At 43.7% G+C, this 22,905-nt stretch carries 23 protein-coding genes; 9 read left to right on the top strand and 14 right to left on the bottom strand.

The features are described from left to right. Window positions 1–47: 47 nt before the first annotated feature. A complete protein-coding gene (gene gnd / locus NLX73_RS12645) occupies window positions 48–1,451 on the top strand; it encodes a decarboxylating NADP(+)-dependent phosphogluconate dehydrogenase (protein WP_254326329.1) in 1,404 nt (467 codons plus the stop codon). A 113-nt stretch (window positions 1,452–1,564) separates the two neighbouring features. Here the strand turns inward: gnd and NLX73_RS12650 are convergent, their stop codons facing one another. The 5 genes from NLX73_RS12650 to NLX73_RS12670 all read right to left on the bottom strand — a co-directional run bounded on the left by NLX73_RS12650 (window position 1,565) and on the right by NLX73_RS12670 (window position 6,031). Further along, window positions 1,565–1,936, bottom strand: a complete 372-nt coding sequence (locus NLX73_RS12650) for a DMT family transporter (RefSeq protein WP_069290722.1) — start codon at window positions 1,934–1,936, stop codon at window positions 1,565–1,567. Then, complete coding sequence (locus tag NLX73_RS12655) at window positions 1,936–2,487, bottom strand: TetR/AcrR family transcriptional regulator (protein WP_235306774.1); 552 nt, start codon at window positions 2,485–2,487, stop codon at window positions 1,936–1,938. The genes NLX73_RS12650 and NLX73_RS12655 overlap by 1 nt, the downstream gene beginning before the upstream one ends. 240 nt (window positions 2,488–2,727) lie before the next feature. Continuing rightward, window positions 2,728–3,684, bottom strand: coding sequence for an endo-1,4-beta-xylanase (locus NLX73_RS12660; protein ID WP_254326330.1), 957 nt, complete (start codon window positions 3,682–3,684; stop codon window positions 2,728–2,730). A 323-nt stretch (window positions 3,685–4,007) separates the two neighbouring features. Continuing rightward, window positions 4,008–4,946, bottom strand: a complete 939-nt coding sequence (locus NLX73_RS12665; RefSeq protein WP_254326391.1) for an alpha/beta hydrolase — start codon at window positions 4,944–4,946, stop codon at window positions 4,008–4,010. Between the two features lie 23 nt (window positions 4,947–4,969). Next, complete coding sequence (locus NLX73_RS12670; RefSeq protein ID WP_254326331.1) at window positions 4,970–6,031, bottom strand: LLM class flavin-dependent oxidoreductase; 1,062 nt, start codon at window positions 6,029–6,031, stop codon at window positions 4,970–4,972. Window positions 6,032–6,349: 318 nt separating this feature from the next. On the opposite strand from NLX73_RS12670, the gene NLX73_RS12675 reads away from it, so the two are divergent. After that, complete coding sequence (locus tag NLX73_RS12675; RefSeq protein WP_254326332.1) at window positions 6,350–6,931, top strand: TetR/AcrR family transcriptional regulator; 582 nt, start codon at window positions 6,350–6,352, stop codon at window positions 6,929–6,931. A 226-nt stretch (window positions 6,932–7,157) separates the two neighbouring features. Then, window positions 7,158–7,604, top strand: coding sequence for a GNAT family N-acetyltransferase (locus tag NLX73_RS12680; RefSeq protein ID WP_254326333.1), 447 nt, complete (start codon window positions 7,158–7,160; stop codon window positions 7,602–7,604). A 140-nt stretch (window positions 7,605–7,744) separates the two neighbouring features. On the opposite strand, the gene NLX73_RS12685 is transcribed toward NLX73_RS12680, so the two are convergent. After that, complete coding sequence (locus tag NLX73_RS12685) at window positions 7,745–8,155, bottom strand: YjdF family protein (protein ID WP_250260029.1); 411 nt, start codon at window positions 8,153–8,155, stop codon at window positions 7,745–7,747. Window positions 8,156–8,537: 382 nt separating this feature from the next. Between NLX73_RS12685 and NLX73_RS12690 the strand changes: the two genes are divergently transcribed. Continuing rightward, window positions 8,538–9,983, top strand: a complete 1,446-nt coding sequence (locus tag NLX73_RS12690) for a DEAD/DEAH box helicase (RefSeq protein WP_235306776.1) — start codon at window positions 8,538–8,540, stop codon at window positions 9,981–9,983. Between the two features lie 63 nt (window positions 9,984–10,046). On the opposite strand, the gene NLX73_RS12695 is transcribed toward NLX73_RS12690, so the two are convergent. Continuing rightward, window positions 10,047–10,559 (bottom strand): HEAT repeat domain-containing protein, encoded by a 513-nt coding sequence (locus NLX73_RS12695; protein ID WP_254326334.1) that lies wholly within the window; start codon window positions 10,557–10,559, stop codon window positions 10,047–10,049. Between the two features lie 256 nt (window positions 10,560–10,815). Here NLX73_RS12695 and NLX73_RS12700 point away from each other — a divergent pair, with 256 nt between their 5' ends. Together NLX73_RS12700 and NLX73_RS12705 are read left to right on the top strand one after the other, a co-directional pair. Continuing rightward, window positions 10,816–11,406, top strand: coding sequence for an RNA polymerase sigma factor (locus NLX73_RS12700; protein ID WP_254326335.1), 591 nt, complete (start codon window positions 10,816–10,818; stop codon window positions 11,404–11,406). Beyond that, window positions 11,367–12,434, top strand: a complete 1,068-nt coding sequence (locus tag NLX73_RS12705; RefSeq protein ID WP_254326336.1) for a DUF4367 domain-containing protein — start codon at window positions 11,367–11,369, stop codon at window positions 12,432–12,434. The genes NLX73_RS12700 and NLX73_RS12705 overlap by 40 nt, the downstream gene beginning before the upstream one ends. A 90-nt stretch (window positions 12,435–12,524) precedes the next feature. Here the strand turns inward: NLX73_RS12705 and NLX73_RS12710 are convergent, their stop codons facing one another. After that, complete coding sequence (locus NLX73_RS12710) at window positions 12,525–13,100, bottom strand: histidine phosphatase family protein (protein WP_254326337.1); 576 nt, start codon at window positions 13,098–13,100, stop codon at window positions 12,525–12,527. A 187-nt stretch (window positions 13,101–13,287) separates the two neighbouring features. Between NLX73_RS12710 and NLX73_RS12715 the strand changes: the two genes are divergently transcribed. Together NLX73_RS12715 and nudK are read left to right on the top strand one after the other, a co-directional pair. Continuing rightward, a complete protein-coding gene (locus tag NLX73_RS12715) occupies window positions 13,288–14,472 on the top strand; it encodes a MerR family transcriptional regulator (protein WP_254326338.1) in 1,185 nt (394 codons plus the stop codon). Between the two features lies 1 nt (window position 14,473). After that, window positions 14,474–15,436 (top strand): GDP-mannose pyrophosphatase NudK, encoded by a 963-nt coding sequence (gene nudK / locus NLX73_RS12720; protein WP_254326339.1) that lies wholly within the window; start codon window positions 14,474–14,476, stop codon window positions 15,434–15,436. A gap of 69 nt (window positions 15,437–15,505) precedes the next feature. On the opposite strand, the gene NLX73_RS12725 is transcribed toward nudK, so the two are convergent. Next, window positions 15,506–16,429, bottom strand: a complete 924-nt coding sequence (locus tag NLX73_RS12725) for an AraC family transcriptional regulator (RefSeq protein WP_254326340.1) — start codon at window positions 16,427–16,429, stop codon at window positions 15,506–15,508. 185 nt (window positions 16,430–16,614) lie between these two features. Between NLX73_RS12725 and NLX73_RS12730 the strand changes: the two genes are divergently transcribed. Next, window positions 16,615–17,361 carry an SDR family oxidoreductase gene (locus NLX73_RS12730; RefSeq protein ID WP_254326341.1) on the top strand — a complete coding sequence of 249 codons (747 nt, stop codon included), beginning with the start codon at window positions 16,615–16,617 and terminating at the stop codon, window positions 17,359–17,361. A gap of 60 nt (window positions 17,362–17,421) precedes the next feature. Here the strand turns inward: NLX73_RS12730 and NLX73_RS12735 are convergent, their stop codons facing one another. The 5 genes from NLX73_RS12735 to NLX73_RS12755 form a co-directional block, all read right to left on the bottom strand. After that, the gene (locus NLX73_RS12735; protein ID WP_231109433.1) at window positions 17,422–17,562 is read right to left on the bottom strand and encodes a Rossmann-fold NAD(P)-binding domain-containing protein; all 141 of its coding nucleotides are present in this window, start codon (window positions 17,560–17,562) and stop codon (window positions 17,422–17,424) included. A gap of 278 nt (window positions 17,563–17,840) precedes the next feature. Further along, a complete protein-coding gene (locus NLX73_RS12740) occupies window positions 17,841–19,340 on the bottom strand; it encodes a malate:quinone oxidoreductase (protein WP_254326342.1) in 1,500 nt (499 codons plus the stop codon). 375 nt (window positions 19,341–19,715) lie between these two features. Then, entirely contained in the window at window positions 19,716–20,579 is an 864-nt protein-coding gene (locus tag NLX73_RS12745) for a P-loop NTPase family protein (RefSeq protein ID WP_254326343.1), read from the bottom strand. Window positions 20,580–20,750: 171 nt separating this feature from the next. Continuing rightward, a complete protein-coding gene (gene araA / locus NLX73_RS12750) occupies window positions 20,751–22,175 on the bottom strand; it encodes an L-arabinose isomerase (protein WP_254326392.1) in 1,425 nt (474 codons plus the stop codon). Window positions 22,176–22,209: 34 nt separating this feature from the next. Continuing rightward, window positions 22,210–22,905, bottom strand: coding sequence for an L-ribulose-5-phosphate 4-epimerase (locus NLX73_RS12755; RefSeq protein ID WP_068939259.1), 696 nt, complete (start codon window positions 22,903–22,905; stop codon window positions 22,210–22,212).

Here is a 22,905-nt window from a genome sequence, read left to right on the forward strand (position 1 = left end):
AGTGAGGATCTACGGCCTATTCATTTCAAATAAAAGGAGCAGAAAAAATGTCCAACACAATTGGTGTCATTGGTTTAGGGGTAATGGGCCGTAATATCGCTTTAAATATGGCTGGTAAGGGTGAGCAAGTCGCTGTCTATAATTATACGAGGGATTTAACGGATGATCTTGTTAAAAAAAGTGAAGGTCACTCCATCCATCCCTACTACGAAATTCAAGATTTTGTGTACTCCTTAAAAACTCCAAGGAAAATCTTCCTTATGGTAACAGCGGGCAAACCGGTCGATTCGGTAATAGGTACATTAGTACCCTTCCTTGAAGCAGGCGATGTGATCATGGACGGTGGTAACTCCCATTACAAAGATACGGAACGTAGATATGATGAATTGAAGTCAAAAGGAATCGGTTATTTAGGAATCGGTATCTCCGGCGGCGAAGTCGGGGCTTTAAATGGACCTTCGATCATGCCTGGTGGAGATAAAAACGTATATGAAAAAGCAGCTCCTATTCTAACAAAAATAGCAGCCCAAGTAGACGGGGACCCTTGCTGTGTTTATATGGGTCCAAAAGGGTCCGGTCACTTTGTAAAAATGGTACATAACGGAATCGAGTATGCAGATATGCAGTTAATCGCAGAAACCTATACATTTTTAAGAAAAAGGTTACGTTTATCTGTGGATGAAATTGCTGATATCTTTGAAATATGGAATCAAGGGGAACTGAAAAGTTATTTAATCCAAATCACCGCAGAGATTTTACGGAAAAAGGATGATGTAACAGGCTTACCACTAATCGATGTGATTCTTGATAAAACAGGGCAAAAGGGCACAGGTAAATGGACAAGCATTCAAGCAATTGACAATGGGATCCCATCATCTATTATTACAGAGTCATTGTTTGCCCGTTACATCTCCTCTTTAAAAGAAGAAAGAGTTTATGCAGAAAATATTCTAACAGGACCAGGGATTGATCAGCGAAGTTTAGATAAAGATGTGTGGATTGAGTACATTAGACAAGCTTTTTATATGGGTAAGATTTGTGCCTACGCGCAAGGATTTATACAATATAAAATGACTTCTGAACTTTACGGATGGAATTTACCTTTAAAGGATATAGCCCTTATTTTCCGTGGTGGTTGCATCATTCGTGCTGAATTCTTAAACGTAATAAGCGAAACATATCAAGAACAGCCGAATTTGGCTAATCTGTTAATCGCCCCGTATTTTGCTGAAAAAGTTAAAGAGTATCAAAAAGGATTACGAAAAGTTGTCTGTGAGGGTATTAATTCTGGCACTTCGTTTCCATGTTTAAGTGCTTCACTTACTTATTATGATAGTTACCGGACAGGCATTTCGAATGCCAACCTTTTGCAAGCACAAAGGGATTATTTTGGTGCCCATACTTATGAACGAAGTGATGCAGCAGGGTCCTTTCACACAAACTGGCAGTGATCTATAGTGGTAGTAAATCTCCAGTGCCCTAATGAAGTGGTTTTTCCCTTCATTAGGGCACTCCTTTGGAATACATTTTCTCTACAATGTCCTTGTGTCTATACTATTTCATCTCATTTTTGAACGATTGAACTCGTTGCTTCTGTTGTTCCTTTTGCCTCACCATGTCCTGCACCAAATAGGTTCAGTACCACCACGCCAATAACAATTAAAGCAATACCTGCGATACTTCCTGTATTAATTTTTTCTTTCCAAATCAATACTGAAATAAGCGTTGTAGCAACGGCTCCTACACCTGACCAGATGGCATAAGTCATATTTAAGGGGAGCGTCTTAAGGGATAAGGAGATAAAGAAGAAAGAGATCACGAACGCCACAATTGTGAATAGAGTCGGATACAGTCTGGTGAAACCTTCTGAAGCTTTAAGCATTGAAGTTCCAACAAGTTCACCAACAATAGAGATTGCCAAGAAAAGATAAGCCATTATTCATTCTCCTTTATATATGTTTTCAATTCTCCCATCATTTTTTGCCTCATTTCTTCATTGGGAGGAGCAAGCCCAAACATTTCAGCAAACCACAAACCGTCTATAGCTAATCGGACTATCGTGGAACGAACGGGGTCCAATTCGTCGTTTTCAATTTTATTTTGGATATTCTCATACTCGTCCTGAAGTAATTTTAGCATGTGAGGGTTCGTAAACTGTGCTGCTGAGAGAGCGGTATACAGGTCACTTGCATTCCGATCGCCAGAAAATGATGTATTCATATACGCGCGAGTCCATCTTCCTTTGGAATGCATATCGTTTTCTGCTCTCTCATTAAATTCGGAGACAAAGCTGGTCGATAGTTGTTCAACCATTCCCAAAATCAATTCATCTTTATTCGGAAAATGGTAAAGCAATCCTCCTTTACTTATTCCCGCTTTCTTAGCCACCGCTTCTAACGTTAATTTCTCTACTCCTTCTTCGTGCACAATCATCGAGGCCGCTTTAAGAATTAATTCTCTTTTTAATGCTTTTTTAGTTGTATTCATATTGATCCCCCCTCTTAACTATACCGTCCAGACGGTTTTATTTCAAGTGGGTTAAAGTGATGGATTGGGTATGTAAGCCTAATTGAGTTGGATTAGGTTTTGATACGTTAGGTTTAAGCTAAATAAAAAGAAGCCTTGGGCGTATAACATTTCAGCCAAGACTTCGTCAAATAAACATCTACCCAGCCCAGACATTTGGCAAAAGTTCGCATCTGTTGGGTTTTAAGTGCCACCTATAGTTTAACTCTGCACATATTGTCTCAGCCATTGGAGCGCGGGACGTTCCGTGCCGTTAGAATTCAGCAGATGTGTGTTCGGCTTCCAAGTTTGTCCCTGGATATACCCCCAGAGCGTAACTCCCTTCACCGCAGAATGCTTCCATAATACCGGAAATTTCTCCTTGTATCTGGCAAGCTGGGTGTTGTCGTCCCCAGTTATATCCAGTTCCGACACATAGATTGGCAATCCTGTTGCCGCCAGCTTGTTCAGTACAGTGTTCATCGTGTTAACTGAAACAGTGTCCATGCTAAACTGATGGCATTGAATACCAATTCCGTCAATCAGGCCTCTGCTCTTGAGCTGATTAATAATATTGACATATTGGTCGGTTAACGAGGGATCGTTGATAATTCCATATTCATTAATCATCAGCTTGGCATTGGGAAAAGCTTGTCTTGCCTGTTGGAACGACCATATGACCCAATCCCATCCGGTCGACCCGTCACCGCCTATGGCATTGCGGAAGGATGGCTTCTGATGCAGTGGCTCATTCACCACATCTATAAACTCCGCATTCGGATAGCGTTGACCTGCTGCTTTAATCCACTGGGTTACTTCCGCCTTCTGATCAGAAGCCGACAGTCCGCTAATCCAACCTGGCTCCTGAGCACCCCATACCAATGTATGGAACTTGAACGGGAATCCATTGTTACGGGCATAATTGTAGGCGGTATCCGCCTGCGACCAGTTCATGTTGTTACGGTTGCCTTCAACCGACCCCCATTTGGTCGAATTCTCTGGCGTCACCTGGTTCCAGTATGTTCCGAAACTTGCAGGGACACTTCCAGCAATGATATTTCCGAGGAATTTGCCACCGTTCGCCATACTGGCACTAGCCGGGTTTATCAGAACTGATGATAACAACACACCCGCCAACGCCAAGCTGCTTACCAACTTGCCCACTTTAAATTTCGACATTCAATCTCCTCCTCATACGTATAGTTTTTTAATATTCCTACTCCTAAATAAATCGCTTACATTTCCAATTATAAGAATGAAAGGTTATTATCCGCTACATGTAAAAGTAAAGATTTTACCCGAAAAACTTTACATCATTGCGGGGCGACTGAACACCTGGTGCTCCTTTAACACATCGTTTCGGTTAAAATCTAGCCTCGTATCAAACGACAAAAAAGATTACTGCAAAAAGTGATATGCTCCCTTACAGTAGCAAGTTTTATTATTTAACCTGTCTACTTTTTTGGGAAGCATATCACTTTGGAGACTGCCCATTTAATAGTTTAATGATTAAGGGCTCTTGCAATTGCGTCTACATAACTTTGGCTAGCACGTTGGCTTACTTCTGCTTGCGGAACCATCCCTTCAAAGTTGTGGAATGTGCCGGGATACAGATGGAATTCGACGTCCACCCCCGCTTGGGCAAGGCGTGCTACATATTCGATCGTCTCATCTCGGAACAGATCGAGCTGGCCTATGCACGTATAGGTCGGCGGTAGCCCAGCCAAGCATTCCGCTCTCGACGGCACAGCGTATGGGGACACCTCGGTGTCTTCAGTACGATCCCCCAAGTACATGTTCCAGGCCGCCAAGTTGTTCTTCCGGTTCCATGGTGCGTTATCGGCCGTAATTTCATGACTTGACGCCGTAATACTGCGGTCATCGATCATCGGATACAGCGGCATTTGGAAGCTGAGGGCTGGCCCGCCTTTGTCACGAGCCATTAAAGCAAGTGCTGCGGTCAGACCGCCGCCCCCACTTGCTCCGGCAATTGCGACCCGATCTAAGTCGATGCCCAGCAGCTCAGCTTCATCGGTCATCCACGTCAAAGCGGCATAACAGTCATCGATGGCAGCTGGGTAGGGATGCTCGGGAGCAAGTCGGTAATCGACCGATACGACGACGCATTTGGCCGCCTGCACGAAGCGTTCGCACAAAGCATCGTCCATATCAGGATGCCCCATCACATAGCCTCCCCCGTGAATCCACAGCGTGGCCGGAAGCTTAACGTCAGTTCGCTGGGCAGGTTCGTAGATTTTGACTAATATCTCGCCTGCTACGCTCGGAATCATCCGGCTTGTCGTGCGTACGTGCTCCGACTGCTCAATGGGAGAACTCGACAAATAGCTTCTGCTCAGTGCTAAATTTTCTTCCAGTTGAAAGCCAGGAAATTGTGCGATTACCGACCTTAATTCTGGTAACAAACGATTTTCAAAACCCATGCAAATCACTCCTATGTTGGTTTTTATAATCTTTTTTCCGTCTCCGCTTCCCACTGGGCTATTTCCTTCCGAACTCGGGGTGCTACCTCTGTTCCCAGCAGCTCAATGGCTCTCATCACCTCGGCATGCGGCATTGTACTTAACGGAACATACAGCATAAAGCGTGTAACACCTACATGTTTGCGAAGGTGAATGATCTTCTGGGCAACAGTCTCAGGATCGCCAACATACAGCGCACCTTCAAAGCTGCGCGCGGCATCGTAGCTAGAACGATCATAATGCGCCCAGCCCCGCTCCCTGCCTAATCTATTCATACCTGCCATCGTAGAAGGGAAATATGTATCTGCAGCTCGTTCATTATTCTCTCCGACAAATCCTATCGAGTGCGATCCAACCTTAAGCTGCGATTCGTCATGACCAGCGCGCGCTGCTGCTTTCTTATAAAGCTGCACAAGCGGTGCAAAATTCATCGGATTTCCACCAATGATCGCCAGCATCAAGGGCAGTCCTAACAGACCTGCACGGATAGCAGAATCCTGCCTGCCCCCGCTGCCAACCCATATCGGTAAAGGATTCTGAACCGGCCGTGGGTACACACCCAAATTGTTGATCGTTGGCCGATGCCCTCCCTTCCAGGTTACTTTTTCGGACTCCCGTATTTTAAGGAGCAATTCCAAATGTTGTTCAAACAACTCATCATAGTCTTCCAAGTCATAGCCGAACAGTGGAAAAGATTCAATAAAGGAACCTCGGCCCGCCATAATCTCCGCACGTCCATTCGAAATACCATCCAGCGTAGCAAAATCCTGAAAAACGCGAACGGGATCAGCTGAAGAAAGCACTGTCACTGCACTGGTCAGCCGAATCCGTTTCGTCTGCGCTGCAGCCGCTGACAGTACAACTGCTGGTGAAGATGCCGAATAATCCTTCCGATGATGCTCACCTACACCGAACACATCAAGTCCCACTTGATCAGCAAGGATAATTTCCTCGACAACTTCGCGCAATCGCTGTGCGTGACTTATCACTTCACCTGTCTGAACGTCAGGCTTTGTTTCTACAAACGAAGTAATACCTATCTCCATGGTCCATCTCTCCTATTCTAATAGCTTTCTTTGTATGACAATCAAATACTGATAAAATATCATACTGATCGGTAAAATATTTTTCCCAGTAAATATAACTCGCCAAAAAGAATACTGTCAATAAATATAGTAAAAATACTTTAATTTATCCTCATGCTGATATCTCCTTGGTGCGATAAACCAATCTGCATTTGACAATATAACAGGCTAATTATAAGATAATAACATACTAATTGGTACGCAAATAAAGACCCCTGACAATTATGATCAGAGTCATTGAATTAAGAATAAAATTAAGAGCAATGAGAGGTATTGATTATGGGACGAATCCGCGAATTTGATGAAGATAAAGTATTAGATGCAGCAATGCAAATATTTTGGGAGAAGGGATATGAAGCTACCTCATTGAGTGATTTAACTTCCAGAATGGAAATTCAACGACCTAGTATATATTCCACTTTTGGAGGCAAAAAAGAATTGTTCGAAGCTGCGCTGCGCAAATACATGATGTCCCGTGCTTCTCTGATCCGAGCCAAGCTTCAAAGCAAACCATCTGTAAAAGAAGCATTTCGAACTTTTTTTGAAGGTGTGGTCGATGAGGAATATACAGAAGACCCTAGAAAAGGATGCTTTTGCATCAATACAATGGTTGAACTTGCGCCCCATGATGAGAAATTTGAAATTCTTACAAGGGAACATCAAATGTACCTATCAGTTATATTTCAAGAAACCATTGAACGAGGTATACAATCAGGTGAACTTGAGATCGGGCTCGATGCGAAGGCTGTATCTCAGGCGTTAGTCGTATCGTTAATTGGACTGACCGTAATGATAAAGTCTCGTCCAGAACGATCATTTATTGATAACACGATAGAGGTGACACTTACACTGCTTAAGTAATTCGGAGTGAATTCAATTTTTACGAATGGGTGTATTCTCGACGCACATGTCCCTCAGCGCAACAAAGGCTACCGGATACATTTTCTCGGCAGCCTTTGTTGCGCTCATATTACATACTTTTTCGCATTTACATGAGTTCAAACGATTCCTTCACTGATCTTAATTTTGTATATATATACTTAATGTTGTATATTAATTCAAAACTAATGAAAAGGGAGTACATCTAATGTCATTTTTAATAAGAAACGCTAAGCCTGATGATTTAAGCAGTTTGACCGAGTTAATGTATGAGTACATCGTTGGTTTTTATCAAAACCCTAGGCCACCTATCGAAAAAATTCATAATTTGATTCAAACCCTTTTTGAGCAGCAAAACGGTATACAATTTGTGGCGGAACAAAATGGAGAATTAATCGGCTTTGCTACATTATTCTTTACCTTTAGCACGATGAAAGCAGACAAAATCACAGTTATGAACGACCTATTTGTAATGGAATCATTTAGAGATACAGAAGTGGAATCACAGCTTTTTTTAGAATGTCAAAAGTACTCACAAAATCATGGGTATGCTCATATGACCTGGATAACTTCTACTGAGAATAAACGCGCTCAAATTTTCTTTAAAAAGATGGGTGCTGTCCAAGGGAGAGACTGGGTTCACTTTTCATCGTAACAATACTTTTGATACGGTTCTCCGCGCTAACGGCAATTCAAAGGGCACCCGATTGGGTGCCCTTTGTGCGTAACACATGTTTTCACGCATGCGGATATCGAAACATGCCAATACAATTGAAGATAAATATAGAAGTTTTATTAATGTCCGCGATGCTTTTCTTTCGCTTTTTTCTCCTTTAATTCCCTTACCCGTGCCTTCATGGCTTCCCTCTGTTGTTTAGAGTAGGCCCGTTTCTCCAGCTTGCGCTTCTCATACTCTAACTTTAGGGCCTCTTGTGCATAGGAGGAGACCCCTTTTCTCCTTAATTCATACGCTGCCTGCCTTGCTAGCCGCTTCGGATTGACCTTCTTCGTTTCAGACAACTTTATGGCCACCTCTTGTGAGAGTCTACTAACAAGTTCCCACATTTCCTCACGGATAAAATGGAGAATTTCCTCGTCCTTAGGCTCTGTACCAAAAGTGTACCTAGCTGCCTTCAATTTCCCTTGGTCCTGCTCTTCCACGACTCCAACCCAATACTGACCATCTTGATAAACCGTAAGCTTCATTGTAATCCCCCTCATTTTAAATCGAAACGATGGACATCCCGAGGGGGGAAGGTTACTGACATGGCACGCTTGAAATTATAGAGTCGTCCATGTGTCTGGACTACCAACCAGACTGTGTTTTTTCGTTCCAAAAAAATTATAGTTACCTTACTGGAAAACAGCAAGACAAAATTAATTCTCCATGAAATTGTTCAACGTAGATCCATATGGGGTAAAGTTTGTCGGTCGTTAAACGCTCCAAGGATACGATTAAACAAACGGTTAATCATCGATATGTATTAGAGTGAATCCGGATATAGAGTATACTATATGAGTATAAGTTCGATACACGATGACATTATATATGTAATGGTATTCAAATACAGCGCAGAAGAGGTTAAAAATGAGTCAGAAGCATTTTACAGATTACGCATTAAGTGAAGAAATTGTAAGAGCGCTGAATAGCTTGGGCTATGAGACGCCAACAGAGATTCAGACGGAAGTCATTCCAGTTGCGCTTGAGAAGAAGGACCTTGTCGCCAAATCGCAAACAGGTAGCGGCAAAACAGCGGCATACGGTATTCCACTTTGTGAGCTAGTAGATTGGAATGAGAATAAGCCCCAAGCTTTAATCCTGACGCCAACCCGTGAACTTGCATTACAGGTCACCGAGGACATCACGAATATTGGACGCTTTAAGCGGATAAAAGCAACGCCCCTTTATGGAAAACATCCTTTTCATATACAAAAGGCCGAGTTAAAACAAAGAACACATATGGCTGTAGGTACGCCAGGACGTGTACTGGACCATATTGAACGAGGCACGCTATCGTTAGATCGAATGGCCTACCTCGTGATTGATGAAGCTGACGAGATGCTGAATATGGGCTTTATCGAGCAAGTTCAGTCGATCATTCAGGCCCTACCTAGTGACCGGGTTACCATGTTATTCTCCGCTACTTTTCCTGAGGATGTAGCCAGACTGTCACACAAGTATATGAACGATCCTGTTGAAATTGAAATAAAAGCAACCGGTATAACGACCGCTACAATTGATCACTCTCTTATTCAGGTGAAGGAGTCAGACAAGCTGGCACTACTGCAAGATCTGCTCATTGTTGAGAATCCTGACAGCTGCATTATTTTCTGTCGTACGCAGGAGAATGTAGATACATTATTCAGAGCATTGGCTGATCTTGAATATCCATGTGATCGCATTCATGGTGGCATGGAGCAAGATGAGCGATTTGAGGTAATGAATGCATTTAGAAGGGGTCAATTCCGTTACTTGATCGCGACAGATGTTGCCGCCAGAGGGATCGATATCACGAATATCACCCATGTCATTAACTACGATATCCCCCTTGAGAAGGAAAGCTATGTTCACCGCACAGGACGTACGGGACGTGCTGGCAAAACGGGGAAAGCCATTTCCCTCATCACTCCTAAGGATGGCCGAAGATTAGCTGATATTGAAGCATATATCGGGTTCGCGATTCCGCAGGTAAAAGCCCCCTCAGAAGAGGCTGTTGATCTGCGTAGAGAAGATTTTGAGCAGAAACTGCATGTAAAAACCGCACTCAAAAAAGATAAGCGCGAGCAACTAAACCAACAGATTATGAAGCTGAACTTTAACGGCGGTAAGAAGAAAAAACTTAGAGCTGTCGACTTCGTGGGGACCATCGCTAAGCTTGACGGGGTCACTGCAGATGATATCGGGATTATTACGATTCTGGATTATGCGACAGATGTTGAGATTCTGAATGGTAAAGGTCCACTGGTGCTTGAGATTATGAAGAATACAACCGTAAAGGGTAAGCTGTTAAAGGTACGCAAAGGGAATAAGTAGAAGATACGCTGCATTAAAGAGGGTGAGGCAACCCCGCCCAGTACAGCCGATGGTTTTCGTTAGCTATACGGGCGGGATTGCCGAGTTTATCTCTTGATCATTTAATTCATCTTTCCATTTTTTCTGCAGTGCAATTAATGCCCTTCTTCTGACATATTCGTGTTCATCATTCGAGAGCTTAGACAAAAGACTATTTACTTCATCCCTCATTCCTTTTACTTCACCTAATCCATAGGCTATTTGCCATCTGGCTTCGTAATCAGAGTATGTAATTGCACTGTAGGCTAAAGACAACAATATTTTGGGTTGTACAATTAACAACTGCAATACATTCTCAACCTCATTATCCCTTGCCAATGTGTATAAGATCAGTTCATAAACCTCTGTCTGCCATTCAGCTAATAAGGTATGTTCTAAGACTTCCTCAACAGCATTATAAAGCTTATCCCAATAAAGATAATTCGCTTCCCATTCTCCATGTTTTTCAGCTATGCTAGCTTCCCATTGTTTGAATGTTATGACTTGCTCTTGAAGAGTGCGGAATAAAGCATTTTCTCTATTATCATAAAACCCCATTTCCCATCTCCTTTTTTCTTTACAATCTATTTTTTAATTTTTTTGATAGGTATATTTTATCATTCTATTTATTTCCACAATAAAAATCCAAGCTCTATGAAATCAACAACGTTGGTGATAATTGTTCTGCTTTATCGTATTCTCTTAGAGGGTTGATTTAATACTTAAAAAATTTTAGAAAAGATGTCCCTTTGGTTCATCTTCATTTGTTATACAGATATAGTTTTCTTTTTAATCAGAGGGGGTGCCTAAATCTTTGAATGAGGAAATCGAATATAGAATTAAACGGGTCCAAGCTGGCGAGATCCAGGATTACGCCTACATTGTAAAGGAGTATCAGCGTCAGATTTTTGTGTACTGCTGGCGGATATTAGGAAGTGAGCAGGAAGCGGAAGAGGCTGTACAGGATATTTTCGTTAGTGCTTTCGAGAAAATCAGTATGTACAAGCCCACAGTGGGCTTCTCCTCCTGGCTGTATAAAATGGCTTATCATCACTGCCTGAACCTGATTCGCCGGAAGAATCTGCAGCGCAAATTTAGAATTAATTTGTTTACCTCAACTAACATGACCGCAGACAGCGCCGCGCAGGTTATGGAACGTCAGCTTTTCAGTGAGCCGCTAAGCCGGGCATTGGGCCAACTGAATGCAGAAGAACGAAACCTGCTGGTGCTACGCATTTTTGAAGAAAAATCGTTTGGAGAAATCGGGGAAATTATGAACAAAAGCGAGGAAGCTATCAAGAAAAAATACGGCAGAACAAAAACAAAGCTCAAAAAAATGATGGAGCCCATAAAGGAGGACCCAAAATGCGTGAATTACAAGACAGAACTCAGGAACAAGGTCTGAAATACACCGATCTGAAAGACAAAGGCTTAAAAAATATGGACATGTTGACGGAGCCAGAGAACGCCTTAAAAATACAAGCCTTTGACGTCTCTGACAAAGTGATGGAACAGGTCTACCAAAAGGCGAAACCCCAAAAGGGACTCATCGTAAAAATGCGTCTTCAACCGCGCATCACCGCTCCTATTATGATCTTACTTTTTGTATTGGGCGCCTCTGTGACTGGGTACGCCGCTTCGCAATATCTGGAATTACGTAACGGCAAAGGCGATGTCGTATTAAATACCGCCAAAACACCTGCCGAAACGGACGCTTCCCAAACGTATACAACCACCTACACACAGTGGAACGAAAAGGTGAGAGACCGTCTACAGCCTGGAGAGTATGCCGCCTATTACGTTAAGGACGATTCTATGAATCCAAGAAATTCGTCTAATCCTGTCCTGTTTGCATACAAACCTACTGAACTTTCTAGCTTCAGCAGTCTGCAGGATGAAATCAAGCGTACAGAAGCCCCACTGTTGCATAGTCCCACTCATCTGCCAGATGGCTACCGATTTGATTTCGGATACGTCTATCCAGTCGCTGCATATCCTGGGATGATGAACAAAGAGGAATATCGGGCTTTAACGGATAAACTGATGCAACAGGTCAAAGCTGCACCGAAAGGTGAAAATCTGTTTATTCAAAAGCTGAGCTGGGACAAGTCAGACTTCACCTTTGCCCGGTATGCAAGAGGAAATGACTATGTAAACATCACCGTCACCAAGTACGCTCCCGAAGTCACAAAGACGACCGTGATGCAAAATGAACAGGATTCGGCTGAGGAACTGATGATCAAAGGAACCAAGGCCTATTACATCAGGGCAAGCGAAACAAGCACGCCCTTGGAGGTAGGGAAAAATCGACTGGGATGGCTCGATGAAAAAAGGCGTTTACACTACAACATATCTGATAACCAGGACAGCCCGCTGAGCAAAGAAGACCTGGTAAAAATAGCCGAGGATTTGCTTAACGGTTCACCGCAATAGCTATAAAGGAAAAGCTTTGAAGAGAGACCATCCTTTTTTAAGGGTAGTCTCTTTTTGGAGAATAGTCCTTATACCTTTCCTCACAAACTATTACGGCATGTTCCACAATCTTTTTACCTCAACTAATTCCTGATCATTGAATTCCATTCTGTATACGTCTGGTTTGGATGTGTGTAGTAAAAAATTCAAATCGTACTGCTTGTCATAATACCCCATCATTAAAGTCATCACAGCTCCATGAGTGCCTAATGCGACTTTCCGTCCTCGGTAGATTTTTAACAATTCCTTTAAGACCGTTATACTTCGGTTCTGACAAACTGCATTAGACTCTCCTCCCGTTAAAGCAAAGTTGGGATCAGAAAATGACTTATCTAACAAAGGGAATAATTCATCATCGGGCATTCGGTTGTCTTCACTAGAAAAAATTCTTTCTTTAAGATCCTCGAATATTAAAACTTCTTGTCCTGAGCATTGAGCTAATTCTTGAATGGTTAGGATTGCCCGTTGATATGGACTTGAAACGAAAACCTCGATCCCCTCTTCTCTTAATAATTCAGTTATTTGAAAAGCATCTGACTTGCCTTTATCAGTCAAACCTCTTGTTCTTTCATTTCCTTCCATCTTCGGTGATTCGCCATGTCTCACCATGTAAATGAAAGTTTTCATAGTATCCTCCATGAAGAGCTGATGAATTTTTATTACATGATATTCGTGACTAACTACCAAGTCACCTTTTGCTAGGATAGTCTTCTCTTGTCTTATTGCATAAATTTTTCTTGAAGGTGACGTTACGTCATTTGCTATACTGACTGAGAACGACATGCTAGAGCAATCAATTGGATGTGAGCAATGGATGGACAAAGAGAACTGTCTGACGACAGGACAGCTTGCCAAACGTACAGGGATAACGGTCAGGACATTGCGATATTACGATCAAATTGGACTTCTGAGTCCAGGAGGTCATCGCACTGGATCCATAAGACTGTACAACATGAAAGATATGGAAAGATTACAGCGAATTCAGATGTTGAAGTATCTAGGGTTATCGCTTCAAAAAATAATGGACATTTTAGATGCAGAATCGCCATCCAACGGAGAGATCAGACATTCGTTGCAAGCACAACTCGATGTTTTACAAAAGAAAATTGCCCATACGGAGCACGTAGTGCATGCAATACGAGATGCTATGGAAATGTCGGCCTATGGCTCCGATTGGAACCATTTGGCGGATGTTATCCAAACCGTGCAGAGTGAGCAAAATTGGGGGGAGCAATATCGGACGGCGAACCGCCTGCAAACGCGGATACATCTTTACGACAAGTACAGTACGAATCCCCAAGGCTGGCATCGTTGGATCTTTGAACAACTGGAGGTGCAACCGGGAGCCCATATTCTCGAGTTGGGCTGCGGCGACGGCACCTTTTGGATAAGAAACGCCGAACGAATTCCAAGCAGCTGGCGTATCACGCTTACCGATATGTCAAGCGGAATGGTGGAAGAAGCACGTTGCCGCTTGGGAAGCAACAATTCGCAGTTTAAGTTTTTATCTGTTGACGCGCAACAGATCCCCTTCCATGAAGAGCAATTCGATATGGTTATCGCTAACAACATGCTGTACCACGTGCCGGACATCCCTAGAGCAATCCGCGAGATGCACCGTATCTTAAAGCAAGGAGGTATAGTATGCACCTCTACAATGAGCACTCAACACCTACAAGAGGTCGAACACTTGGCGGTATCGTTCGATCCTGAGCTTCATGTGTTGGATCATGCTATTAAACGGTTCCACCTGGATAACGGAGGGGACTTGCTGTCTTCTTGTTTTTCCGATCTTCGGTTGCTTCGATACGAGGACTGTTTGTTGGTCGACGAGGCGGAACCCCTGATCGAATATATAATTTCGACTCCGATGAACGCAAGAGAGCGACTTGTCGGAGCGGCTATTGACAAGTTTCGAGACCACGTCAATCGGCTTTTGCAGCAGAACGGAACTCTCGAAATGACTAAAGAGAACGGAATCTTTCTAGGGAGGAAATGAGATGAAGACACAACAATATCACCCAAGAGTACGGATTGTAAAAGAGGAGCTTCTATCGGATAACTGGTACATCTTAAATAAGGTCACATTCGAGTTTGAAAAAAATAATGGACAATGGGAGACACAATCCCGTGAAGTGTACGATCGTGGCAACGGCGTAACGATCCTGCTCTATAATCAGCACAAACAAACCGTTGTACTGACCAGACAGTTCCGAATGCCTACTTATCGGAACGGTAATGAAACTGGAATGCTTATCGAAACCTGTGCAGGACTACTCGATAAAGAAACACCGGAAGAAGGTATTCTTCGGGAGACGGAGGAGGAGACGGGATACCGTATCGACCGTGTGCAGAAAGTTGGCGAGGCCTATATGTCACCGGGCTCCGTTACCGAAATCCTGCACTTCTATGTAGCCGAGTATAGTGAAGATATGACAACGGGTGGCGGTGGTGGCCTTGAGGAGGAGCAGGAAAACATTGAAGTGATGGAACTCCCGTTTGCTCAAGTGCTAAACATGGTCGAAAGCGGCGAGATTCGTGACGCCAAGACGATAATGCTGCTCCAATACGCTCAGATCCAGGGCCTCTTGAAAGTGAAATCGAAACCGCTTCATATCCTTATCGCAGGCCCTTATCGATCTGGAACGAATGATGATCATGTATTAATCGATAAGAACGTCAACTACATGAATGAAATTGCTCTTCAAGTTTACGAGGCTGGTCACATGCCTGTGCTGGGAGAGTGGTATGCTTTGCCCCTTATCGCGACAGCCGGTTCCACTGCTCTGGGAGATGAGACCTTTAACAAAATCTTTCACCCGTCTTCCATTCGCCTGCTTGATTACTGTAACGCCGTGCTTCGGGTTGGAGGACCCTCTCAGGGTGCCGATGAAATGGTAAGGATGGCGAAAGAGAAAGGATTGTTGATTTACGAACGGCTCGACGAACTTCCGTTGGTGTGATATATCCTCCTTGACCAGACCAAAGACAACTTGCTTTGGGCCTCCTCGACAGATCACCCGAAGAATCTCTCAATCAACTGAGACACTAAGGGAATTGCGCAAATGTTTAACATCACTCATCGGTGGACGCCCAAACATGCGTCCATATTCCCGGCTGAACTGCGAAGGGCTCTCATAGCCAACGCGAAAGCCTGCATTGGCGGCTTCCAATCCCTCCGAGAGCAGCAAGCGGCGTGCAGTCTGCAGTCGAATGGCCTTCTGATACTGCAGAGGACTTATAGCCGTTACCTTTTTAAAATGCTTGTGTAAGGAAGAAGGGCTCATGTTTACTTCCTTCGCCAATTCTTCAATCACAAGAGGCTTAGAGTAATCGCGGGTTATCAGATGGATCGCTTGGGAGATGCTATGTGCATAGCTACCAACTACGGCAAATTGCCTGATTAAAGCCCCCTGCTCACCTTGTAATACACGATAAAGGATCTCGTGCGTGATAAGCGGCGCAAGAAACTGAATATCCGCAGGCGTATCCGAAAGTCTGACAAGCCGAAGCAGCGCATCAAGCAGCAGAGGGTCAAATTGGCTCACTAGTATGCCGCGTCCAGTCTTTACGGTACATTGAGGAGGACTCTTCTTGATAATGTCCAGAATGACGTCTGGACTAATGGATAATTGAAGACTTAGATAAGGAAGCTCCGACGAGGCTTGAGTTATTTTACCAATTACGGGAAGTTGAACTGATGTGACCATATAGGTTGTTGGATCGTACACATAGTTTTCTCCAGCCAGCATTGCTGTCTTTGAGCCTTGTGCAACCACGTACAGGGAGGGCATATGGACCGTATGATTCAGCTCGGACACATGGCTTGCACGTCTGAAATAAAGTCCTGGCACAGACGAGACAAACGTCCCATCCGAAGACGCATGTTGATCAATTAGATGAATCAGTTCTTGTAGATTCGTAGAAATATCAGAGGGGGGAGGAGACGAAATCATTCATGCTTCACCTTCCTTTCCGTTGAACGCTAATATTGATGTGCTAATTATATGCGCGCCGAATAGGATTAGGCAAGAATTGGACTTGATCGGTCTACCTGTCTCAATCGAATTCTACTTAAAATTTACTTGCAAGGCCAACAGAGGGCCTAAGGCAAATAGATCAAAGGAAGAAGGATTAGGCTATGCATTTGGAAGGAAGAATAGAGAACAAAGTCGTCGTGATTACAGGTGCAAGCAGCGGAATTGGAGAAGCAACAGCACTGTTGCTTGCCGAGCGTGGAGCAAAAGTCGTGCTTGGAGCGCGCGGAGCGGAGCGCCTTGAAGCGCTGGCGACACGCATTTCCAATGGAGGTGGCGAAGCTGTTTATGCACGCACTGACGTGAGACGGCGCGAGGATCTGTGCAATCTCGTTAATTTGGCTTGCGAACGGTACGGGAAGCTGGATGTTCTCGTCAGCAACGCTGGCGTTATGCCTATTTCCCCTCTCGAAGATCTGTGTGTCGAGGACTGGGAGGACATGATTGACGTCAACATTAAAGGCGTTTTGTACGGTATAGCCGCAGCGTTGCCTATCTTTCGCAAGCAGGGTTCCGGACATTTCGTGAACATCGCTTCTGTAGCAGGACATAAGACTGTGCCGAACCAGTCGGTCTACTCTGGTACGAAGTTCGCCGTGCGCGCCATCTCAGAGGGATTGCGCCAGGAGGCTGGCGACAAGCTGCGCGTGACCATCATTTCGCCTGGTATTGTGCAGACGAATTTCACGGAGGGTATGACCAATCCAGAATTGAGAGATCAACTCGCTGCCATTCGGGATGAACTAGCCATGACACCTGACGCGGTAGCCCGTGCAATTGGATTCGCAATTGAACAACCGGCCGATATTGATGTGAACGAAATCGTAATCCGTCCAACCGCACAAATGTAATATAAATAGATAGGGGCACCTCCTCTTGTGAGTGCGCCCCTATCTATTTAGCATAAAGCTTTACCATGGAAGCTGTTCATCCATGTAATAGAATCCGCCCGTTGGACCATCCTCCGAGAGGGTCGCCAGTCGGACCGCCGTTTTCGCTCCATCCTCCACCGACAGCTCTGCCTTTTCCCCGCCCATCTGCGTTTTAACCAAGCCGGGGTAGCAATCCGCTGCACCAGTTCATTGGACAACTGGAACTGAATAGAGCCTATAGTGCTGCTTTCTTTTCTGTCTGGCTTCATCCTATCATATTGGGAACGGTCGTTAAGTAATTATTCCCACCCTAAGGATTGCAAAATTTTGTATTGTTAAGCAAGCATTTTAGCGGTGGGGGCTTCCCACCGCTTGGTGTTGTTGCTTATTCGACTTTAAAATATATCGTAAGATTACTGTACAGTAGTGGGATGATCCAGTTACCAGCCATGCAAAAATTAACGATGAAGCGGTTCTTTTTCGCCCAGACCCAGCACCTCCGTTGTGGAATTGTAAATTTCTTGGTAAAGCTCTGGGTTTTCCGCTAGTGACACCCCATAAGAAGGAATCATCTCTTTTATTTTTGGTTCCCACTCTTCCATATGTTGTGGGAAGCATTTTTCCAATACTTCCAGCATAACGTGAACAGCAGTAGAAGCACCCGGAGAAGCGCCGAGCAGTGCAGCTACCGAACCATCAGCGGCACTAACCACTTCCGTACCAAATTGAAGTGTTCCTTTTCCACCCTCCGTATCTTTGATCACCTGCACACGTTGGCCTGCTACCACGATCCCCCAGTCCTCGATTTTGGCGTTCGGAATAAACTCGCGTAATTCTTCCAGACGCTTTTCATTCGATAACATTACTTGCTGGATCAGATATTTGGTCAATGCCATCTCTTTTGCGCCTGCGGCCAACATCGTGATGAGATTATTGGGTTTTACAGAACCGATCAAATCCAAATTTGAGCCCGTTTTCAAGAACTTCGGTGAGAAGCCGGCAAACGGTCCAAATAGCAGTGCTTTTTGGTTACCGATATATCTTGTATCCAGATGCGGAACAGACATGGGAGGAGCACCAACCTTAGCTTTACCATATACTTTTGCATGATGCTGGGCGACAACCTTAGGATTGTTACATACCATAAATAGTCCACTTACCGGGAATCCCCCGATATATTTGGACTCAGGAATACCGGTTCTTTGTAGCAAAGGTAAACTTCCACCCCCACCACCGATAAAGACAAATTTGGCATTATGGTATTCGATTTTACCGTTGTCCAGATTATGGACTTTGACTTTCCACGAGCCGTCGCTCGCACGTTTAATATCCTTTACACTATGTTTGTAATTGATCTCGACGTTTTTACTTTTTAAATGCTCAAACAACATGCGTGTTAAAGCACCAAAGTTGACATCTGTTCCAGAGTCGATTTTGGTTGCCGCGATGGGTTCATTCATTGTACGGCCTTCCATAATCAGCGGAATCCATTCCTTCAGCTTTTCAGGGTCGTCGGAAAATTCCATGCCTTGAAACAGAGAAATAGTTGAAAGCGCTTTAAACCTTTTTTTCAAAAAAGATACATTTTTTTCTCCTGTTACCAAACTCATATGAGGTATTGGTTTGATAAAGTCCTGTGGATTACGAATCAAATTGCTGTTTACAAGAAAAGACCAAAACTGTCTTGAAAGCTGAAACTGCTCATTAATGTCTACAGCTTTACGAATATCTATAGATCCGTCAGCTTTCTCGGATGTATAGTTCAGTTCGCACAGTGCAGCATGGCCTGTACCTGCATTATTCCATTCGTTAGAGCTTTCTTCTCCCGCGTTTGCGAGTTTCTCAAACACTTGAATTTCCCACTCCGGTGCTAACTCTTTCAGCAATGATCCCAGAGTCGCGCTCATGACTCCGGCACCGATTAAGATAATGTCTGTTTTTTTCTGAATGCTATTCATAAAAACCTTCCTTATCTCTTATATTTGCAAAAAAGAGCAGGCCCTCCTGCTTAGGTGATACAAGAAGCAAGGCTCCACTCAGGAACATATCTTTTCTGTCTCTATTATAACTAAAATATAATCTTTTAAAAATTATATTGTCTATTATCTGATAATTATAAATCATTTCTGCTAAAAAGTGAGAATTTTCTTTGCAGAAATAATAAGAATGGATCTCAGCACGCTGTATTATTTGGGCTTCACTTACTAGCAGTAATAACAGACACCAAAAAAGCGTTTAGAAGCAAATGATGTAGAGTACGAATTTCCAATGATTGAATCAACATTCCATGTATATGAATAACTCGGTAAAATATGTCTTTACGGGATAGGCCCTTATAAATACTTCATTATGATATTCGAAACGGTCTGTTGTTGATTCCCCCAATCATAATCGGAGTTATCCATAATAAACGATTGAAAAGGAAGTTGCTCAATAATTTGTAATTCTAGCTCTCGTCGATGTTCAAGGAACTGAATATATCCCTCATACCCGTAAAGCCCCTTATTCTTTCCATAATCTTGCTCCGTATGGTACCAAATCGCGAAATCTAACCATTCTTGAGATCTCATTGTTCTAACTCGCTCAATCGTCTCACGCACATTCGGTTGCTTCAAATAGAACAAAATTGGATTTAACTCCTGAATTTGCTCCGCAATCTGTAATACATGCTGAATAAAACGATCTTCTCCAGCGTTATGTCGGGCGAGTAGTGCACACCCCGGGTTCTGTAAAAAACAGCATTCGAGTATTATCAACTTTTCTTTTTCTCGCTGATCTTTAACAAAAGACTTCCAACGTTGAATCATCAACTCACAGTGCTTTTCTACGGGTACTCCATCGTAAATTTCATAACGCCGAATTTCCTCATACAAACTAGAAGGGATTCCATTTGGAGCTGATTGCTGCGCAAGTGCATATGCGATTAAAGAGTCGTTGCCATTCACAGATACAAACGGATCAATGTAATGAAACACCTCAGAATAGATAGATCGGAGCCGATCAAGTTCTTCGTTCGGCATACATGCAACCGATTCATAATCAGCGGGATGTCGTAAGTTCCCTTCTAAAAATAGTTCCGATTCTATTTGATGTGTGTTTAACATGTCATGTATGTGTCTAGATAATGTGGATTTGCCAGAGCCAGGTATACCTTCAACGATAACCAGTTTCGTTTTCGTAGCTGGTACATTCGCCATAGTATCACGTCCTTATGAATTAAATGACTACCTTAAGGAGAAACCAATTATCCCGTTATAACGTCAGGTAGCTTAGGAACCTTCCCTTATCTCGACATCCTTAGAAAACCAATAAAAAGCACTGGGTCCTGAGGACTGACCCAATGCTTTTAGTAGATGACTCTCTTCTAGTTACTTAATAATTACATAGTCCAGGTTAACCAGTTTTGCATAAGTAACAATTTGGTCTGTGGTTAGATTCAAGGAAACCACGGTATGGTGACCGCCGCCGTTCTCAATCCATGCTTTAACCCCATCTTGGAAGTTTGGCTTCACATTCCACAGTACACGGGCCACTGGAAGATTTGGAGCAGGAACTGTCGGTTCAAATGCAGTAACCTCATTGATCAACAGTTTATAATGCGTGCCAAAGTCAGCCATGGAAACAACTACACCGTCTCCTGCCTTGCCGTCAAACACCAGACGAGCTGGATCTTCACGATCGCCGATACCTAACGGAGAAACGATGATTTTAGGCTTGTTGCTTGCCAACGTTGGGTCAACTTCAAGCATATGGGATTGAAGGATCGATTCCTGACCAGCCGCTAATTCATAGGTGTAGTCTTCCATAAAGCCAGTGGATTGGTTATGGCTCATTACTTTAAGCAGTCGATCGAGCGCTGCAGTCTTCCAATCTCCTTCACCTGCGAAGCCGTATCCTTGTGCCATCAAACGTTGAACGGCAAGACCAGGGAGTTGTTTCATACCATAGAGGTCTTCGAAGTTCGTAGTGAAGGCAGTATAGCCGCCATGATCCAGGAACCGTTTAAGGGCAATTTCATAGCTTGCTTGCACTCTTACGCTGGCTTCCCAAGCTTCCTTGCTGTAAGTACCATAATCAAATTCATAGAGTTCGGAGTATTCCGCGAACAAATCATCAATCTCTTCTTCTTTCACAGCATTGACGTACTGAACAAGGTCGCCAATTCCGAAGTAGTCAACGGTCCATCCAAATTGAATTTGAGCTTCGACCTTATCACCTTCCGTAACGCCAACGTTACGCATATTGTCGCCAAAGCGAGCAACTTTGATATTGAAGCTTTCGTTATAAGCAACCGCTACATCCATCCACTCTGCGATTTGCTTTTGCACTTCTGCGCGTTCCCAGTAACCTACGACCACTTTATTCTGTTTCTTCAGGCGAGCATTGATAAATCCATATTCACGGTCACCATGAGCTGCCTGATTGAGGTTCATGAAGTCCATATCAATCGTAGCCCAAGGAATGCTTTCATTATACTGTGTAGCCAAATGAAGTAGCGGCTTTTGCAGCAATTTAGTACCACGAATCCACATTTTTGCAGGTGAGAAGGTATGCATCCAAGTGATGACACCAGCAACCTCGTCACGATAGTTGACTTCTTTCATGAGATTGGTGATTTTGTCTGCACTAACCGCCAGATCCTGCAATACAAGCGGATAAGGCAGAACGCCACTCTTATTTAAGGCATCGGTCATTTCTTGTGCGTGTGCTTTAACTTCTGCTAATGCTTCTTCCCCATACAGATGCTGTGAACCTACGACAAACCAGAACTGTTTTGTACCTACTGTTGACATCATTCATCCTCTTTTCTTAATTTTTTAGTTTATATTACTTTTGCCCGTAGTACGCGTCTTTCCCATGTTTGCGTAAATAGTGTTTATCTAGAATGCGCTGCGGCAATTCTTCAGCAAAATGATTCAATTCTCGTGCGAATAAATTCATTTTCGAAACTTCTTCCAACACGACGCTATTCATGACTGCCGATTTTGCATCTTTGCCCCAAGTGAAGGGAGCATGACCCTTAAGCAGAACACCCGGCACTGCTAAAATATCCAGCCCGCGCTGCTCAAAGGTTTCGATGATGACACGTCCGGTTTCCGCTTCGTAACCACGATCAATCTCCTCTTGTGTCAAGAAACGGGCACAAGGAACAGAACCATAGAAGGTGTCTGCATGAGTAGTCCCCATTACAGGTACATCCAAGCCTGCTTGAGCCCAAATGGTCGCCCAAGTCGAATGCGTGTGTACAATACCGCCGATCTCTGCATAATGCTTATAAAGTACGGCATGAGTCGGTGTATCTGATGAAGGTCTCATTTCTCCTTCAACAACATTGCCATCAAAATCAACTACCACCATATCGCTAGGTTTCATCGTGTCATAACTAACACCACTTGGTTTGATAACGAATAAGCGGCTCTCACGATCAACAGCGCTTACGTTACCCCAGGTGTATTTCACGAGTCCATGTTTAGGCAAATCCAGATTGGCTTGATATACTTCTTCTTTCAGTTGCTCTAACAC

The organism is Paenibacillus sp. CH40 (assembly GCF_024213605.1).
Taxonomy (GTDB): domain Bacteria; phylum Bacillota; class Bacilli; order Paenibacillales; family Paenibacillaceae; genus Paenibacillus; species Paenibacillus polymyxa_B.

Bases quoted from the DNA above. Each gene is read 5' to 3' on its own strand.
- NLX73_RS12725 (WP_254326340.1), bottom strand. From the start codon at position 16,429: ATGATTTCGTCTCCTCCCCCCTCTGATATTTCTACGAATCTACAAGAA.
- NLX73_RS12650 (WP_069290722.1), bottom strand. From the start codon at position 1,936: ATGGCTTATCTTTTCTTGGCAATCTCTATTGTTGGTGAACTTGTTGGA.
- NLX73_RS12655 (WP_235306774.1), bottom strand. From the start codon at position 2,487: ATGAATACAACTAAAAAAGCATTAAAAAGAGAATTAATTCTTAAAGCG.
- NLX73_RS12740 (WP_254326342.1), bottom strand. From the start codon at position 19,340: ATGAATAGCATTCAGAAAAAAACAGACATTATCTTAATCGGTGCCGGA.
- NLX73_RS12680 (WP_254326333.1), top strand. From the start codon at position 7,158: ATGTCATTTTTAATAAGAAACGCTAAGCCTGATGATTTAAGCAGTTTG.
- NLX73_RS12690 (WP_235306776.1), top strand. From the start codon at position 8,538: ATGAGTCAGAAGCATTTTACAGATTACGCATTAAGTGAAGAAATTGTA.
- araA (WP_254326392.1), bottom strand. From the start codon at position 22,175: ATGTCAACAGTAGGTACAAAACAGTTCTGGTTTGTCGTAGGTTCACAG.
- nudK (WP_254326339.1), top strand. From the start codon at position 14,474: ATGAAGACACAACAATATCACCCAAGAGTACGGATTGTAAAAGAGGAG.
- NLX73_RS12665 (WP_254326391.1), bottom strand. From the start codon at position 4,946: ATGGGTTTTGAAAATCGTTTGTTACCAGAATTAAGGTCGGTAATCGCA.
- gnd (WP_254326329.1), top strand. From the start codon at position 48: ATGTCCAACACAATTGGTGTCATTGGTTTAGGGGTAATGGGCCGTAAT.
- NLX73_RS12660 (WP_254326330.1), bottom strand. From the start codon at position 3,684: ATGTCGAAATTTAAAGTGGGCAAGTTGGTAAGCAGCTTGGCGTTGGCG.
- NLX73_RS12705 (WP_254326336.1), top strand. From the start codon at position 11,367: ATGCGTGAATTACAAGACAGAACTCAGGAACAAGGTCTGAAATACACC.
- NLX73_RS12695 (WP_254326334.1), bottom strand. From the start codon at position 10,559: ATGGGGTTTTATGATAATAGAGAAAATGCTTTATTCCGCACTCTTCAA.
- NLX73_RS12730 (WP_254326341.1), top strand. From the start codon at position 16,615: ATGCATTTGGAAGGAAGAATAGAGAACAAAGTCGTCGTGATTACAGGT.
- NLX73_RS12710 (WP_254326337.1), bottom strand. From the start codon at position 13,100: ATGAAAACTTTCATTTACATGGTGAGACATGGCGAATCACCGAAGATG.
- NLX73_RS12715 (WP_254326338.1), top strand. From the start codon at position 13,288: ATGGACAAAGAGAACTGTCTGACGACAGGACAGCTTGCCAAACGTACA.
- NLX73_RS12745 (WP_254326343.1), bottom strand. From the start codon at position 20,579: ATGGCGAATGTACCAGCTACGAAAACGAAACTGGTTATCGTTGAAGGT.
- NLX73_RS12670 (WP_254326331.1), bottom strand. From the start codon at position 6,031: ATGGAGATAGGTATTACTTCGTTTGTAGAAACAAAGCCTGACGTTCAG.
- NLX73_RS12675 (WP_254326332.1), top strand. From the start codon at position 6,350: ATGGGACGAATCCGCGAATTTGATGAAGATAAAGTATTAGATGCAGCA.
- NLX73_RS12685 (WP_250260029.1), bottom strand. From the start codon at position 8,155: ATGAAGCTTACGGTTTATCAAGATGGTCAGTATTGGGTTGGAGTCGTG.